Below are 16437 nucleotides of genomic sequence, written 5' to 3'. Positions count from 1 at the left end.
TTTCGTTGTTTCCTCGTCATCTAAAATATGAATGGTTACTCCATGACTATTAAAATACTCTTCTAAATAACCATACCCAAAACGAGTTAAACGGTCTTTGTAACGAACCGCCACATCGGTTATTTCTTGTTTTTTTGCTAACTTCATCAGTTTCAAAAGACCTTTTCTTTGGTCATTTAAGCCTGAACCAACATCTGAGATGGTTTCTACCAATAAAAAACCAGGGGCTATCTTCTCTTTCAAAAAATCGATTTGTCTATTTAAATCGCCTTTTTGTTTTTGTTCATTAGAAGATACTCTGGCATATATAGCTATTTTACGCTGGGATAATCTATTGTTTCCTTGTAATCTTTCAATCTCACTTAATGGGATTCTTCTGCGCCCTCCTGGGGTACGCACAATTTGTATTTTCCCATCTTTATCCCAGTTTTGAATTGTTCTTGTTGATACACCCAATAATTGTCGTGCTTCTTTCATATTTAATAATTTTTCCATATCCATATATTTATTATGTAGTTAAATTATTCCTTTGTCAAAACTTAAATCTATTTATTTCTATTTATTTCTATATAAATGAGGAACTGTTGTTGACCCTTTTTTCAGTCTAAGTTCCTGAATACGTCTGCCTATAGACATTTGTATCATCACCCTTAACGATTTTACTAAATAATATCAACCATTTTCTTTAGAAAGATTACATAAATAGGAAGATTTGAGAATAATCCGTAAACTTCATTTTACTATATTAGAGTAAAAAATGGAAGACAGAGCGGCTGGAAATACCACTTATTACTTTCCGTAACATTCAAATAAATGCGATTTCGATTTATATTTTTTGGAAACTTTTGTCAATTATAAAAAAACGAAGCTAGGCAAAGATATAGAAGTAATTCAAAAATTAAAAAGGAGCGATAATAATGCCTCAACAACAAATTGACGTAAATCAATTAAATCAAGCTAAAGCAAATGTAACTCTTACACAAGATTTACTAAAGCAAGCAATTGAAAAGGCTTCCTCAGACCCTACTTTAGCTCAAGAAGCAATCAAACAAGCCTCTACTGAAATTGCGCAAGCTCAAACAGCCGTTAGTCAAGTGCAGAGTGCATTTCTAGCCCAAAAATCGGAAAGTAAATGACAAATTCAGTCCCTGTAGCTTACAAATGTTGCAGGGATTTATATTATTATGTTCATTTTTCCTGGATTCATTCATTTATTTCATGAGCCAATCTTTAAGCTATCACTTACAGTTCTTTTCGTGAAGAGACAAAGAAAAACACCCGCTGATTAGCGAGTGTCTGGAGAGAATGTTGTGGGCGTGGAATAACCGGCTGCTAGAAGCGGCCCTCACAACCAAGAAGGGCCATTTCTTATGTCAAATACTCTTTTTCATGCCGCATTCACGGCATTCGCGAATGAACTTGTAGTTATGGACACGGCTCTTGAACTTCACGCATCCGCAATTGTCGCAGCGTCCAGCTGTTTTATCCGGTAAATCTTTATAGTCATACACCTTATCTAAATCAATGTTTTGATATTTATCCATGATAAACCCCTTTTTCTGGTATGATGTCTTTCTATCGTATCAGAAATGACCGGATTTTGCGTATCCAAATATATATTTTTTTATATAAATGATGACAGTTCCATTGTTCTGCTTGTTCTTCAAAAAATCTGTGGCGGAATGGCCAATATGAAAATTATGAGTATTTATATGTATTTATTTGGACAAAAAAGGGGGCATTAGTATGGAAAACAATCTGAAAAGACCATCATAGTACGATGGAAGCGGAGTGTTCCTTCAATCTAAAGAAAAGCATTATTTTAACAAGGGCAGTTGCTTTTCAGTAAAAGACCTTTTTACTCCAGTAATACCTAACGCTGTATTGTCCCATAATACTTTTTCAACAGTTTCCCATTGCTGATCATCACATCCGATCATGAGTACAACTTCTGACGTAATATTTTTTCCTCCACCCTTTTTTTTAGCAATCATTAACATTTTCATTAAAAATCCAAAAAGCAAACCCGTAACGGCTCCGATAATCCCCCAAATGATTGGTCCCCACTCTAATACATATCCATATATCGCTCCCAGGAGCATGAAACATGTTCCTAACATCGCTGCTGCATCGAACAAACTGAATCCATCCGCTCGATGAATGGTATCAAATAGCTGCCTTGGTTCTGTTCTTTTATCAAGAGGTACAGCGAATATCTTTTCTTTCGGAATCCCTTTTTGTTCAAGTTCAGTTATTGCCAATTCAATAAAGAGCGAATTTTCAAATGTTGCGATGACCAACATATTTATTCACCTTCCCCAGCTATATAGGAAATTCAAAATCAGGGTTTTGATAGTTCTTACGCAAATATCTTGATAATTCTTTTTCAAACAATTTGTTCAATTCAATTGTCGAAACGTAAGCATCATATAATATAAATAAATAGATGGAAGGAAGATAAAGCATCCATTGCATATTAAGCACTTTTGTAGCTTGCTCAAACTCCCCGATCATTGTATGATTAATCGCCTGTGGAAGATGTGAAAAGTACAATATAGACAGCGTATACCCAAAAATAAAAAAACCTGTAATGATTTTATGAACATAAAAATGTCCAAGTCCAGGAACCAAGGCTGACCATACTAAAGCAACCCAGGGTATACGCTTATCTAAGAAATTAATATCCCAGGTATCCATCTTCATATTAAGAATGGGCGCATCTTCCCGATCCGCCAATATATAGAGTTTATTCAAATCGACTGTCGTTCGATAACTATCCCAAATTCCAAACATATAAATCCCGATATAAAGCATTAACCATCTTTCATCCATAACTTCTTTGGCTTTTTCAAAATCACCCAATAAGGAATACATAATTCCAAGATTGACGTTCGCCTGATTGTTAATAAAGAGTTCCCATAAAATGAGAAGAAACCCTCTTGCATAGCGGTGTTGCATCAGATGTCCAAACCCTGGATAAGAAAATGAAAAAAAGGCGACAATCCAAGGATTTTTTAAATGAATTTGTACAGTGGAAAATTGGGATAAATGCGCCCTCTGTCTTCGAAAAGGAGGAATTTGATTCATATTATGAACTCCTTTTTCTGCTTTTCTCAATTCGTTTACATTTCTTATGTAATAGAGAAGAATGCTGGTTTCGCTATGTGGCCTTTGTCATTTATTGCATACACGAAACTTCGATCCGATCATTATTTCAATTACCTCTTATTTCCATTATTTACAATAATTTGGATTTATAAACAACAATTCACATTGGGGTATCATTCTCTTGCGGATTAAGAGATAGAACGTTTTAAAACGAAGGAACACCAAAAAGGGGGTGACTCAAAAGGGATAATTCCCCCCTTTTGAGTCACCCCCTCGTTTTTCAAACAACATCTGCATGTAAAAAGTAAATAAAAGATACATAAGCAAAGGTGCTATTCAACACCCGGAAACCATCCCGGCGTATTGATGATCGCTTGCCAAAGCGGATCTGGAATGACAAGCTTCTCTTGATCGCTCTTGCTTAATTTTGTGACGATTTCAGCTTCTCTTCCTTGCTCCACTTTCTCCACCCAGTCAGGATCGATGATCAGTTCGCGTCCCAATGCAATCAATGGAACTCCGCTTTTTAGTGCTTTTAAAGCATCATCTGCTGTATAAATGGAACCTACACCTATTATAGGAACCTGGTGACCTACTCGCTCCTGAATGAGCTCCATACGCGGACGTGTATCCTCTACCCCTCGTCTAGGAGTTGACCAGAAATCCATCAACGAAACGTGGAGATAATCAAGGTTTTTATCTGCCAATGCATCCACTAATACTAACGTATCTGCCATCGTGATTCCTGGTGTTTCGGGCTCCTCCGGTGAAAATCTGTACCCTACGAGGAATGGCTCCTTCGCATGAGCAGCGACCACTTTTTTCACTTCATCTACAACCGCCAGCGGAAAAGTCAGGCGTTTTTCCAGACTGCCTCCCCACTTGTCTTCACGACGGTTTGAATGAGGGGAAAAGAATTGTTGGATAAGGTAGCCATTGGCACCGTGAATCTCCACACCATCAAACCCAGCTTCGATAGCCCGGCGAGTCGCTTCTCCAAAGTCACGCACAATGGCTCCCACCTCAGAATTACTTAAAGCTCTAGGTACGACTGGTTGACCATCACTGGATACAGGCGCTCCTTGCTCTGCCGGAACTGCGCTCGCACTCACAATGTCGCCATTTGGCACTAATTCCGGCGGACACATGCGTCCACCGTGGAAGATTTGTAGGACAGCTTTTGCCCCTTGCTCTTTAATGGCTGTCGCCAATCGTCGTAAACTTGGAATCATGTCATCGCTATCTCCGGCAAATTCACCATGAAATCCTTTACCATTGGCTGTTACATATGTACACGCCGTAATGACCATGCCGACTCCCTTCGAGCGGCGGACGTAGTATTTTACTTCATCGTCTGAAACAGTGCCGTCTGGGTTTGATGAGAAATTGGTCATAGGCGCCATCACAATGCGATTTTTTAACTGAGTCCCTTTTGAAAAGGTAAATGACTGGAATAAGGGTGCGTATTTTGACTTCATCATGTTTGTATTCCTCCACTCTTCAACTATCTGGATATGATATTGTTAAGATGAACATACGTTTAACACCTTGTTTCTGCACATCGTCTCCCCACTTGTTTAATGATGGTGATGTCCTTTGGATGGGTTGGTTATAACAAACCCCTCTTGAGGTAAATAAAAATATTGTATCCAAACTCCATCTAAAAAACCTTCTCGTTTATCCAATAGAACATCGATACCTTTATCGGTTTTTACTACTTCATCGTGTTCAGTTTGTGTATCGAGTCTTAAATCATAATGAGCATGATCCCCGTGGCGATCTGTAACGAATACGCGAATCATTTTTCCTTCCGCTTCTTCACTGCTCAACATCTTTTTTAATACGTTTGCAGCATTTCGGTTGATTTTGCATTTCATGTTTATGTCTCCTATTCTCATTATTGACTTTGAACTATCCATTTCTATGGCTATTTTCTGTCGAGACCAACCTCGTGTCCAAAAATGCTCTCCACAATACCTAGGTCATGACAAATGCTTTCTTCGAGCGACAACTAGAAGATTCGAAGCTTCCGCTTCCATCGTGCAGCACCCATATTCATTTAGCCGTGTTATTCGCATTTAAAACGGAAATGTAAAAATAATCTCATGCTCCGCTTCGACTTCATGTAAGCAGAGCATGATTAAAATAAACGTAACAGACTATAGTTTTCCGTTAATCCCTAGGGAAATTCTGAATATAAAAAAATAAGTGATTAAGCGTGCTTAGAAATTAATTCTGCTAAAACCTCTTTTGGTTGGTAGCCAATCACCTTCTCCACCACTTCCCCGTCTTTGAAAAGAATCAGGGTCGGAATACTCATTACTTCGAAGTCTCTTGTTGTTTCCGGGTTTTCATCTACATCAAGCTTGATAATCTTTACTTGATCTCCCACTTCACGATCGAGCTCCTCCAGTACCGGTGCAATCATTTTACAAGGCCCGCACCAAGGTGCCCAAAAATCGGCGAATACTAGCCCTTCCTTGATTTCGGCATCAAAAGTTTGATCAGTTACATGTAAAATAGCCATTTTCCATTCCTCCTAAGTCACTTTTCAACAAAGTTTTCAAGACCGTTGACAAGCTTATTTGAAAACCTGCCTTTCGATATTCAACAGTATTGATTGGTTTTTAACGCGCTAACACTGTGTTCTCCCAGTCTTAACCCCTTATATCAGAATTCTTCACACTATTTCTACTGATTGGATAACCGGGATCTTTTTTTGTATCCACCTTCGAAACGTTTCTGAGGGAGTTTAGTTTCGCGGACAAACTCATAAACCATTCCTCATCTCTAGTTAATAATGCAAGATCGATTAAATGAGAAAGTTGTTCGTCATTGCTTGCCGTCGAAACGGGTAACTTTTTAACCCCTTTGTTTAGCATCCCGATTGTTTTTCCAATCATTTCTTCATGATCACATTCAACAACCTTTACTGTCACCGTCTCTTGTAAAGGGTCTATTGTTTCAATATAACCGTGTATCAATTCTCCGTCTCTCGACTTGCCCTTGACCCAATCTCCTACTTCCAATCGATAGTTGCCATTCGTCAGCATCAGCATTCACCATCCCCTAAAATGTTATGAAAAAGGTTACAGTTTAGTTACAGTTTATTGATAAAAAAGAACACTCTATATAGTAAGTCGAACAAAGAAAACGCCTTTAATCTGCAACAGAAAAAATTACAGTATAAACAAGAAAAAAATGAAATCAATGTCACTGACAAATCAGTTTCCTCGTCAAGAAGAATACTGTAATTTTATTGTATACAGTTTATAAAGTCAACAAAAATGCCTCTCAAGGAAAACCATGGGCCATTTCTCCAGACTACACCAAATAGGATACAACCATGCTTTTGAAATGGCTTGAAGATTATAGCTTCTCCCGATCAACTTCAATGAGCTCCAATTTAAAATCACCAACTGCATTCTCTTTATAAAGATTTGTGATAGAAGTGGAATAATGATTTATTGTTCCCCTAAACTCCAGATTATTTTCAGGAACCTTAACATCAAAGGTCTTCTCATATAATAATGTCGTAATCTTATGGTACTCTTCACCGCTTCTCACTTTAAAATCAAAGCTAATCTTATGTAATTCATTGCCAGTTTTTTTACTCTTCATAACTTCTTCTTGATATCCGGTTACTTTTATATGAACATCATTCAACATTACTTCAGTTACCATATCACCATCTCCTCTAATACCTAATAAGAAAAGCAGAGCAAGCTCGTTCATGCTCCTAGGGCATTGGAACCACCGACGCGAAGTCGCTCTTTGACTTCGTGGGAGGTGGTGAAATGACCGTAGAGTCTTGAACGAGCTTACAAAGGTTCTCGTCATAAAGAAAATCATAGCACTAATTTTTATGATTAACAAATAGATAGCACGATCTCTAACTTATAAAAAGATTAAGATAAAAGGAATAAATAACCTTTTGCCATCCCTATACACGGAATAATTCTTGAACGATTTGGATAAATAATTGTACAGCAAGCGAAGATTCCTTTATTGAAGGGACAGCTAGACCGATTTCTCTACAAAACCGCGGTTCCTTCGCACTTAATTATACTCCACCGGTACTGTTTGCAGGAATAAGAACATTACTGGGTGGAATGATCTTGCTTATTTATGCGTTGCCAAAATATAAACAGCTGCGCTTAAAGGAGACATGGTACTTATATTTTATTTCCGCTTTGCTTAACATCATTTTGTTTTACGGTCTTCAGACTGTAGAACTTGGTTACATGCCTGCGGGACTGTTTTCAGCTATCATTTTCCTTCAGCCGGTACTGCTCGGAATTTTTTCTTGGCTTTGGCTTGGAGAAGCAATGTATGGATTGAAAATCTTTGGCTTGATTCTTGGATTTGCCGGTGTTGCCGTGATCAGTGCCAGCGGTTTAACGGGGCATATCTCCATCGTCGGAATTTTGCTTGCCCTAAGCTGTGCGGTTGGCTGGGGGCTTGGTACAGTGTTTGTAAAGAAAACAGGTGACCGTGTAGATTCAATTTGGATGGTTACGCTTCAGCTTATTATCGGCGGGCTTTTCTTAATCTGCGTAGGTTCGGGAGTTGAAAGCTGGTCCAGCATTGTTTGGAGCTTACCATTTATCTCAAAAACTCCTCATCCATCTTAAAGCCTTGCTTTTCATAAAATTTCCACGCTCTGTCATTTGTATGCTCTACAGAAAGTTCAATTCCCTTTGACTTTGTTAATGTTGCAAATTCCTTTACTGTAGAAAGAAGTTGTTTTCCAATCCCCCTTAAATATGGATGATTTTTCTATTCAAATGACTTCATAACTTAGAACATATGGAACGCTTCGTCTTCTTGCAATTTCCCCATCAGTCGGATAAGATGTTTGAGTGTATGTTATGGAGGATGGAGATGCCATAATGAGAATCCGAGATTGGGATGGAAACTTGAAAGTACGTTTAGTTGGCGAAACGGTCATGAACGTAACCTATTGGATGTTCTTCCCGTTTTTGACGATATATTTTGCAGATGCTTTCGGAAAAGAAAAGGCAGGTTTTTTAATCATCCTGTCTCAATTCTTTTCTGTGGCAGCCAATTTAATGGGGGGGTATTGTGCGGATCAATTTGGAAGAAAAAAGATGATGGTTTTTTCAGCACTTGGACAAGGTATAGCCTTTTTCATTTTTGCTTTTTCTGATTCACCTTGGTTTCATTGGCCTGTTATCGGCTTTATCAGCTTTACATTAATAGGAGTGTTCGGCTCCTTTTACTGGCCGGCAAGTCAAGCAATGGTTGTGGATGTGGTAGATGAAGAACATCGCAGCCATGTATTTGCCGTTTTTTATACCTCTATAAATATTGCTGTCGTCGTCGGCCCTCTTTTAGGTGCGCTTTTTTATGTTCCATATCGTTTTCAGCTGATCATCATTTCTGGAATCATATGTATATTACTCGCACTACTATTACAGAAACTAACAAGAGAAACCGTTCCATTAAAACAAAAAGATCAGAAAGCGAATGACACCGAAAAGAAACTCTGGTATGTACATCTAAAGAATCAACTAGCAGACTACGGGATTATTCTACGAGATCGTATTTTTTTACTCTTCATTCTATCGGGAGTCTTGGTTTCCCTGACATTTATGCAACTTGATATGTTAATTCCCGTTTACACAAAAGATGTGGTTGAAAATATGCCTTTATTTTCATTTGGCGATTTCATGCTTCGTGTTAATGGTGAGCAAGCCTTTGGAATCATGTTAGCCGAAAATGGGCTGTTTGTCGCGCTGTTTACAGTCATCGTAACAAAATGGATGACAAATTTCCGAGAACGAAATATCTTTATCATCTCGTCAGTTGTGTATGGAATTTCAATCTTTTTATTCGGACAACTGCAGTCGATGTTTGGACTAATTTTTGCTATGGGATTATTTACGTTTGCGGAACTAATGACAGCAGGTATCCAACAAGACTTTATTTCTAAATTGGCCCCCGAACATTTACGAGGCCAATACTTCGCTACAGCAAGTCTCCGCTATACGGTTGGGAGAACAATCGCTCCAATCTTCATCCCGATGGCTGTTTGGTTTGGATATGGGTGGACGTTCGCTTTTCTAAGTTTTCTAGCACTTATCAGTGCAGTTTTATACTATGTGATGTTTATGAAATATGAAAATCAACAAATGACAAAAATTCCCACTCCATAAGCCCATGGAAAACTATAAAGGAATGGAACTTATTTATTGGAGAAAAACACTTAAATATTGCATAGAAACACCTCCGGATTTCAAATAGAATCCGAGGGTGTTTCCGCTTTGCATTTATCAAGCATTTTTTATACTTCACCTTTTATTTCCCCTCTAATAAACCGTCCCATCATTTTTATTGACCTCCTGATTGATCATCATTAATTCTTACTTTTCGTAAATTCGTTTATTATAGTAATTTATATACGTCGAGTATATAATTGAAAAAACGTAAAATTACATTAAAAAGTAACTTTTTGTTATAATAACAATATAGTGAGGTGTTAATATGGAACAATCATCACTTTGTCCAAGATTCGAAAAAGGTATGCAATTAATCGGTAAACGTTGGACAGGGTTAATTATTTATCAACTACTTTCTGGACAGCAGCGATTTTGTACCATCCAATCCGCTCTTCCTATAAGCGGAAGGCTTTTATCAGAAAGACTGAAGGAATTAGAGGATGAAGGAATTGTTAATCGGCATGTTTATCCGGAAGTTCCAGTTCGTGTCGAATATTCTTTAACCGATAAAGGCATTGCTTTAGAACCCGTCATTAGAGAAATTGAAAAGTGGTCGCAAGCCTGGGTCAAAATAGAAAAAGAAGTTTAAAGGTTTGAGGAGCGAGAAGGTACAGATTGCTTCATACCAGATTTCAACCTGACTCTTCACATATTTTGCTGAATTTCATGATAAGACAGGCAAAAGCCAGGAAATCCTCACTGGCTTTTGTCTGTCTGTTACTGAATTTATCTCTATTAGTCTATAAAGCACAATTTGTTAACGTTTACATATTTGCGCGTAATTGGATTTATCTCACTGATTACATATCTAATGATGACTTGTTACTTATAAGTAAATTGGCCCGTTTTCGATTTGTTGCAATAATGTAAATCGCGGCCAAAGCAATTGCTGTTGCAATCAGCGAACCGAGATTAAAGATTCCTTTTTGCGAGTACCATACAATGGAATATCCGATCGATCCTGCCAACAGTGCATAATAAGCAAATGGGAATAGCGTTTTTCGGATGACCATTCCTTCTTTTCCTACCAGGCCTACCACCGCTGATGCTGCTACCACGTTATGCACACAAATCATATTTCCAGCCGCGCCGCCTACTGCTTGGAGAGCGACAATCCAGGTAGGATCAACACCAATTTGGGAACCTACATCGTATTGGAATAAGGAGAACATCATATTGCTGACCGTATTACTGCCTGCGATAAAAGCGCCTAATCCTCCGATAAACGTAGAGAACAGCGGCCAATATTCCCCGGCTAACGCTGCGGCTCCGTTCGCTAATTCAATCGGCATTTTATCAAATCCTGCCGCGCCGCCGCCTGTGTTGGCGAACACTTGAACCATCGGAACGGTAAAGATAAGGGCTGTTGATGCAGCAAGCGTCGTTTTTCCGGATTGAGACCACGCACGTTTGTATGCGCTTCCATTCATCCCGTGAATAAAGAATGTAAGAAGCGATACTAAAATAAAGATCGTGCCCGGCAAATACAACGGTTGGAAACTTGCACTAATTTCCGATCCGAAAATATTGGGAATGGATACAGTCCACGCTTTCATCCACCCATTGAGTGGAAGTTCACTCAATCTCGTTAACACAAGAAATACGCCGACTAAAATATAAGGTGCCCATGCACGAACCATGCTCATGTTTCCGCTCTTATGAGAAATTTCTTTGATTTCCAGATTACCCATCCATTCTGGGTCCCATTTTGATTTTTCTTCAAAATCCCACACTTCTTCTTTAGACGGCATAAGGAAACCTTTTTTCGCCGCAGTCACGACGATGGCTAAACCAACTAATCCTCCAATCATGGACGGAAATTCAGGACCAAGTACATTTGCAACAATTACATATGGAATCGTCATGGCAAATGCGGCAAACAATGCAAACTTCCAGACTTTGATCCCTTCAGAGAATGATTTGTTTTTACCAAAGAATCTTGTCATTAATGCAACAACAAAAAGAGGAATAAGAGTTCCGGAAATCATATGCAGAATGGCAACTTTGCCTGCGATCATAGTGACCAATGAAAGAAAATCATTGGTAATGCCCGGGTCAGCTGATAACCCGGTTTGTACTCCTACGAGCATTGGTGTTCCAACAGCCCCAAAAGAAACGGGTGTACTTTGAATAACCATTCCGGCAATAACGGCTGCCATCGCAGGAAAGCCTAATCCAACCAATAACGGTACGGCCACTGCTGCCGGTGTACCAAATCCTGAAGCCCCTTCAATGAATGATCCAAACAACCAGGCGATAATAATGACTTGAATGCGGCGATCCTCCGAAATATCTGTGAACCCCTGACGAATCGTCTTAATTCCACCGCTTTCTTGCAATGTGTTCAATAGTAAGATTGCCCCAAAAATAATGTACAAAAGTGTTGCGGCTACAACAAGGCCATTAACGGATGCTGCTGCTACATTTGCTCCGGGCACCTTCCAGACGAATAACGCAAGTCCTATTGCCACCAAATACGAAATCGGCATCGCTTTACTTGCGGGCCACCTGAGGCCAACCAGAAAAATTCCAACTACAAGGATTGGAAGAAGAGATAAAAAAGCTAACATTCCAGTACTCATGAGACATTTTCCCCTTTCTGTTTCATCATACAAAACAACCATTACTATTGTTGCGAATGAAGCAACTCTGTTATATAACTATATAAAATTTGTTATACAACAACATGCTGACTTAAATCTTATTATACATAGTCTTTCCGTATTTTCAATAATTTTCTAAAAATTATAAACAGTCAATAAATTGATGATGACAAAAAAAATTTGCTCAATATATCTTTTTTTCAAAGAAATCGAACAAATTTTTATCCCGCTCTAACGGACAGTAAAACTTCTACCGAGTGAAGATTCACTTAATATGTTTTTTATCATGGTAAGGATAAAGTTCAGAGATGTCCAGCTCCGCCTCCTAACCTTTCGGCCGTTTCACTTCTGCCATTGAAACCAAAGAGCGGTTTCCTTGTCACAAGTTCCAACGCCTCTCAAGGTTAAACAGTCGCCTCCGCTTTTCTTAACTAATTTTACTTACATACCCAAGCCTTGCTGAAATTTGTTTGCCGATGTTCAGCAGCCGCGTTTGAAGTTGTTCCATTCGTTCAGCCGTCATACGAATCGTCGGTCCAGAAATACTGACAGCCGCAATCACTTTTCCTAAATGGTCGAAGATCGGCACGGCAATACATATAATTCCATATTCATTTTCTTCCAGGTCAAGTGCATAGCCCCTTTGTTTCACTTGAATCAGTTCTTTCAGAAAATCCTCTTTATTCGTAATCGTTTTGTCTGTGTGCAACGGCATTCCCTTACGTTCAAGAATATCCAACACAACATTAGAAGGTAAGTGGGCGAGGATAGCTTTTCCCACTGAAGTACAATGCATCGGAGCTCTTTTTCCAACTTTAGAATGCATGCGTAACGTTTCAGTTCCTTCTAATTTTTCGATATAGACAACTTCACCTTGGTCATAGACAACAAGATGGATCACTTCATTCGTTTCATTTTCCAGTTCCTGCAAGTATGGTTTTGCTTCTGCTCTCAGATCGATTGACTCCAGCAGCTTTGAACTAACCTCTAAAAATTTGTAGCCGAGCTTGTAACGGCCCGTATCTTTATCCTGCTCAATATATCCATAACGGACAAGTGTTGACAGAATTCGATAAACAGAGCTTTTATTAATATCTATTTGTTTGGCAATTTCTGTAACACCTAAGCCGTTCTTTTTCGAACTTATTAGATCAATAATATCTAACGCCCGGCTCACAGACTTTACCACATTCTCTCTTTCCACAATCGCTCACCTCTGGTGCAAAACGTAATAGATTCTATTATAGCACATATGTCACCGGGCATTTGATAGGATACTAACAAGTTTTTACGATTTCCCTTGCAGCTACAAACGTATTTCGAAGAGTCCCAATCTCTTTAATCTCACATTCAATTACGTCTCCTGCACCTACCAGCTCTGCTCCAACAGGACTTCCCGTTAGGATCACATCTCCCGGTTTAAGTGTCATCACATTCGTCAGATAGGAAACCATCTTGCGAATTGGAATGATCATTAATTCTGTTGCACTGTTTTGTTTTTCAACCTCATTCAATTTTGCTTCAACATTCACGTTAAAAGGGTCGAGTTCTGTTTCAATAACAGGACCTAATGGAGTGAAGGTATCAAACGATTTACCGATTGTCCAGTGACCATCTTGATGGAAATATTGCGGTGCCGTTACGTCGTTTCCGACGGTATAGCCAAATACATAATCTAAAACCTCTGATTCAGGCACATTTTTTGCCTCTTTCCCAATAACAATGGCTAGTTCTGATTCGAACTTAACTTGATTAATACCTTCTGGAATCACAATGTCTTCTTCCGGCCCAATGACTGATGATGTTGGCTTGAAGAAAAAGACCGGCATTTCCGGTAATTCGCCAGGAAGGTCTTCCACTTTTGAAACATAGTTTGCGCCGATTCCAATGATTTGGTTCGGCTCTAACGGTGCAAGAAGTTTGACTTCACTTTGAGAGAATGTTTGGCCCGTATACTCCCAATCACCAAAAATATCACCTTTAATTTCTTTTATAGCACCATCTGTTATAACACCTGTATAAACTTCAGCATTCACAGTAAATCTAGTAAATTTCATCGTAAGGCTCCTCTCAAACCACGTTTTCTTTGTCTAGTTCTACGTCTATTTTACGGGCAACTCCTCATATCAAAATATTTTATATGAAAAAGAACCGTCATGGAAAATCCAGAAAAATTTAAAGGCTTTCTTGACGGTTCTTTTCAGTTAAAAAACAGGATTTCTTTCTTTTCAGGACTTATGAGAGAGCCCTGTTATATACATATATGGCTTACTGTTTTACTGCAAACTTAGCCTTGGCTTCTATGCGTCGGCGGTGCAAGATTGGTTCAGTGTAACCATTTGGCTGCTCATAGCCTTCGAAAATCAGGTCGCAAGCAGCCTGAAATGCCACAGAGTTGTCAAAGTCTTCAGACATAGAGCGATATGCCGGATCTCCCGCGTTTTGTTCATCCACTACTTTAGCCATACGCTGTAAAGTCTCTAGTACTTGTTGTTTTGTGCACATTCCATGGTGAAGCCAGTTTGCCATGTGTTGGCTGGAAATCCTTAGTGTAGCACGATCTTCCATAAGCCCCACGTTGTTGATATCCGGTACTTTGGAGCAGCCGACTCCCTGCTCAACCCAGCGGACAACATAGCCTAGTATACTTTGGGAATTGTTATCGAGTTCTTGCTGAATTTCTTCAGGGCTCCAATTAGGGTTTTTAACCACCGGGAATTCCAAAATATCATCTCTGAGATCTTTAGATTCTTTCACCATCTCATTTTGTACCTTTGTTACATCTATTTGGTGATAGTGCAAAGCATGCAATGTAGCTGCAGTAGGTGAAGGAACCCATGCTGTATTAGCCCCTGTTTTTAACTGGCCAATTTTTTGCTTCAGCATTTCCTCCATCATATCCGGCATTGCCCACATTCCTTTACCAATCTGGGCACGACCCTGGAATCCGCTTGCCAGGCCTGCATTCACATTCGATTGCTCATAGCGCTGAAGCCATTTTGATGATTTCATGTCATTCTTGCGAATCATCGGACCTGCTTCCATCGAAGTATGGATTTCATCACCAGTTCGATCTAAGAACCCAGTATTGATGAACACGACTCTATCCTTCACCTGACGAATACAAGCTTTCAAGTTCAACGTAGTGCGGCGTTCCTCGTCCATGACACCGATTTTAAGGGTATTCCGTTCCAGTCCAAGCATGTCTTCAACGCGATCAAAGAGCTGGTTGGCAAAAGCGACCTCTTCTGATCCGTGCATTTTCGGCTTAACAATATAGATCGATCCCTTGGAAGAGTTTTGATATGGGCCATTTCCTAAGAGAGAATGTTTAGCTAACAGGCTAGTGAGAACCGTATCCAAAATTCCTTCTTGAATCTCATTGCCGTCCTGATCTATTATCGCATTATTCGTCATCAAGTGCCCGACGTTACGGACAAACATCAACGAACGTCCCGGCAATGTAAACTCCTTGCCATCTGGTGCTGTGTAGCTGCGGTCTGGATTGAGAGTCCTTGTCATCACTTTACTTCCCTTTGTAAACGTAGCAGACAAATCTCCTTTCATGAGGCCTAACCAGTTGCGGTATACAAGCACCTTATCCTCAGCATCTACAGCCGCTACAGAGTCCTCGCAATCCATGATTGTTGTCAGCGCAGCTTCCATGAGAATATCTTTAACACCCGCATCATCCGTTTTTCCGATTGTATGTTGACGATCAATCTGAATTTCAAAATGAAGTCCGTTATTTTTCAACAATACAGCTGTTGGGTCTTCAGGCTCTCCCTGATAGCCCGCAAGCTTGGCATCGTCTTTAAGGCCAGTCGTTTTTCCGCTGCCAAGTGTAACGGACAATTTTCCATCGACGATGCTGTACTGTACAGCGTCTTTATGGGATGCTTCATTTAACGGTGCAGCTTGATCGAGAAATTCCTTGGCATATGCAATGACTTTCTCGCCTCGGATTGGATTGTAATTACCTCGGCGTTCGGCTCCTTCTTCTTCACTGATCGCATCCGTCCCGTAAAGAGCGTCGTAAAGGCTTCCCCAGCGGGCGTTGGCAGCGTTAATAGCATAACGGGCATTATTGACCGGGACTACTAACTGCGGGCCGGCCTGGAAAGCGATTTCATCGTCTACCCCTTCAGTCGTGATCTGGAAATCTTCTACCTCCGGTTCTAGATAGCCAATCTCTTGCAAAAACGATTTATAGTTGTCAAATTCAAAATGATCTTTATTTTCCCGGTGCCATGCATTTATTTTGTTTTGGATTTCATCACGGCGGGCTAACAATTCCTTGTTTTTTGGAGTCAAATCCTGTACCAAATTTTCTAAATTAGACCAGAACTGTTCACCATCCACTCCGCTTCCGGGAAGAGCTTCTGAATTAATAAACTCATAAAGCTCTGGAGCCACTTGAAGATTACCTACTTTTACATAGTCTTTCATCGTATATTTCCTCCTCTAATTCAGCTTTTATGTTT

At 39.6% G+C, this 16437-nt stretch carries 17 protein-coding genes and 2 pseudogenes; 4 read left to right on the top strand and 15 right to left on the bottom strand.

Features of this window, described 5'->3' with window-relative positions; genetic code table 11:
• Positions 1-477 (bottom strand): IS607 family transposase (locus ACFOU2_RS08875; protein WP_377914274.1); only part of this gene is annotated, 477 nt, incomplete at its 3' end.
• A gap of 440 nt (positions 478-917) precedes the next feature.
• Between ACFOU2_RS08875 and ACFOU2_RS08870 the strand changes: the two genes are divergently transcribed.
• The gene (locus ACFOU2_RS08870) at positions 918-1136 is read left to right on the top strand and encodes a hypothetical protein (RefSeq protein WP_377914272.1); all 219 of its coding nucleotides are present in this window, start codon (positions 918-920) and stop codon (positions 1134-1136) included.
• A 237-nt stretch (positions 1137-1373) separates the two neighbouring features.
• Here the strand turns inward: ACFOU2_RS08870 and ACFOU2_RS08865 are convergent, their stop codons facing one another.
• The 9 genes and pseudogenes from ACFOU2_RS08865 to ACFOU2_RS08825 all read right to left on the bottom strand — a co-directional run.
• The gene (locus tag ACFOU2_RS08865; protein ID WP_377914270.1) at positions 1374-1544 is read right to left on the bottom strand and encodes a hypothetical protein; all 171 of its coding nucleotides are present in this window, start codon (positions 1542-1544) and stop codon (positions 1374-1376) included.
• A gap of 273 nt (positions 1545-1817) precedes the next feature.
• A complete protein-coding gene (locus tag ACFOU2_RS08860) occupies positions 1818-2303 on the bottom strand; it encodes a hypothetical protein (protein WP_377914268.1) in 486 nt (161 codons plus the stop codon).
• A gap of 19 nt (positions 2304-2322) precedes the next feature.
• On the bottom strand, positions 2323-3087 hold the full coding sequence (locus ACFOU2_RS08855) for a hypothetical protein (protein WP_377914266.1): 765 nt from the start codon (positions 3085-3087) through the stop codon (positions 2323-2325).
• A 353-nt stretch (positions 3088-3440) separates the two neighbouring features.
• On the bottom strand, positions 3441-4589 hold the full coding sequence (locus tag ACFOU2_RS08850) for an NADH-dependent flavin oxidoreductase (RefSeq protein ID WP_377914264.1): 1149 nt from the start codon (positions 4587-4589) through the stop codon (positions 3441-3443).
• A gap of 96 nt (positions 4590-4685) precedes the next feature.
• Positions 4686-4985, bottom strand: coding sequence for an iron-sulfur cluster assembly accessory protein (locus ACFOU2_RS08845; protein ID WP_377914262.1), 300 nt, complete (start codon positions 4983-4985; stop codon positions 4686-4688).
• Positions 4986-5320: 335 nt separating this feature from the next.
• Complete coding sequence (gene trxA, locus ACFOU2_RS08840; RefSeq protein WP_377914260.1) at positions 5321-5635, bottom strand: thioredoxin; 315 nt, start codon at positions 5633-5635, stop codon at positions 5321-5323.
• 130 nt (positions 5636-5765) lie between these two features.
• The gene (locus ACFOU2_RS08835) at positions 5766-6161 is read right to left on the bottom strand and encodes an IDEAL domain-containing protein (protein ID WP_377914294.1); all 396 of its coding nucleotides are present in this window, start codon (positions 6159-6161) and stop codon (positions 5766-5768) included.
• Between the two features lie 316 nt (positions 6162-6477).
• Entirely contained in the window at positions 6478-6843 is a 366-nt protein-coding gene (locus ACFOU2_RS08830; RefSeq protein ID WP_377914258.1) for a DUF3219 family protein, read from the bottom strand.
• Between the two features lie 208 nt (positions 6844-7051).
• Positions 7052-7156 (bottom strand): annotated as a pseudogene (locus ACFOU2_RS08825) (LysR family transcriptional regulator); the annotation flags it as partial.
• Between ACFOU2_RS08825 and ACFOU2_RS08820 the strand changes: the two are divergent.
• Positions 7116-7721, top strand: a pseudogene (locus ACFOU2_RS08820) (DMT family transporter); the annotation flags it as partial. The pseudogenes ACFOU2_RS08825 and ACFOU2_RS08820 overlap by 41 nt on opposite strands.
• Here ACFOU2_RS08820 and ACFOU2_RS08815 read toward each other — a convergent pair.
• A complete protein-coding gene (locus ACFOU2_RS08815) occupies positions 7714-7863 on the bottom strand; it encodes a GNAT family N-acetyltransferase (RefSeq protein WP_377914292.1) in 150 nt (49 codons plus the stop codon). The pseudogene ACFOU2_RS08820 and the gene ACFOU2_RS08815 sit on opposite strands and share 8 nt — an antisense overlap.
• A gap of 137 nt (positions 7864-8000) precedes the next feature.
• Between ACFOU2_RS08815 and ACFOU2_RS08810 the strand changes: the two genes are divergently transcribed.
• Complete coding sequence (locus ACFOU2_RS08810) at positions 8001-9287, top strand: MDR family MFS transporter (RefSeq protein ID WP_377914256.1); 1287 nt, start codon at positions 8001-8003, stop codon at positions 9285-9287.
• 328 nt (positions 9288-9615) lie between these two features.
• The gene (locus ACFOU2_RS08805; RefSeq protein ID WP_377914254.1) at positions 9616-9939 is read left to right on the top strand and encodes a winged helix-turn-helix transcriptional regulator; all 324 of its coding nucleotides are present in this window, start codon (positions 9616-9618) and stop codon (positions 9937-9939) included.
• A gap of 211 nt (positions 9940-10150) precedes the next feature.
• On the opposite strand, the gene ACFOU2_RS08800 is transcribed toward ACFOU2_RS08805, so the two are convergent.
• The 4 genes from ACFOU2_RS08800 to ACFOU2_RS08785 form a co-directional block, all read right to left on the bottom strand.
• Positions 10151-11932: an L-lactate permease gene (locus ACFOU2_RS08800; protein WP_377914252.1), complete on the bottom strand. Its 1782-nt coding sequence runs from the start codon at positions 11930-11932 to the stop codon at positions 10151-10153.
• Between the two features lie 448 nt (positions 11933-12380).
• A complete protein-coding gene (locus ACFOU2_RS08795) occupies positions 12381-13157 on the bottom strand; it encodes an IclR family transcriptional regulator (protein ID WP_377914250.1) in 777 nt (258 codons plus the stop codon).
• 73 nt (positions 13158-13230) lie between these two features.
• The gene (locus tag ACFOU2_RS08790) at positions 13231-14010 is read right to left on the bottom strand and encodes a fumarylacetoacetate hydrolase family protein (RefSeq protein ID WP_377914248.1); all 780 of its coding nucleotides are present in this window, start codon (positions 14008-14010) and stop codon (positions 13231-13233) included.
• A gap of 211 nt (positions 14011-14221) precedes the next feature.
• Positions 14222-16402: a malate synthase G gene (locus ACFOU2_RS08785; protein ID WP_377914246.1), complete on the bottom strand. Its 2181-nt coding sequence runs from the start codon at positions 16400-16402 to the stop codon at positions 14222-14224.
• Positions 16403-16437: the final 35 nt, after the last annotated feature.

Origin of the sequence: Bacillus songklensis, assembly GCF_042649685.1 — a bacterium.
Lineage (GTDB): Bacteria > Bacillota > Bacilli > Bacillales > Bacillaceae_H > Bacillus_BA > Bacillus_BA songklensis.
Note: the sequence above shows the minus strand (reverse complement) of the source record. Positions and strands in the feature narration are given on the sequence as shown.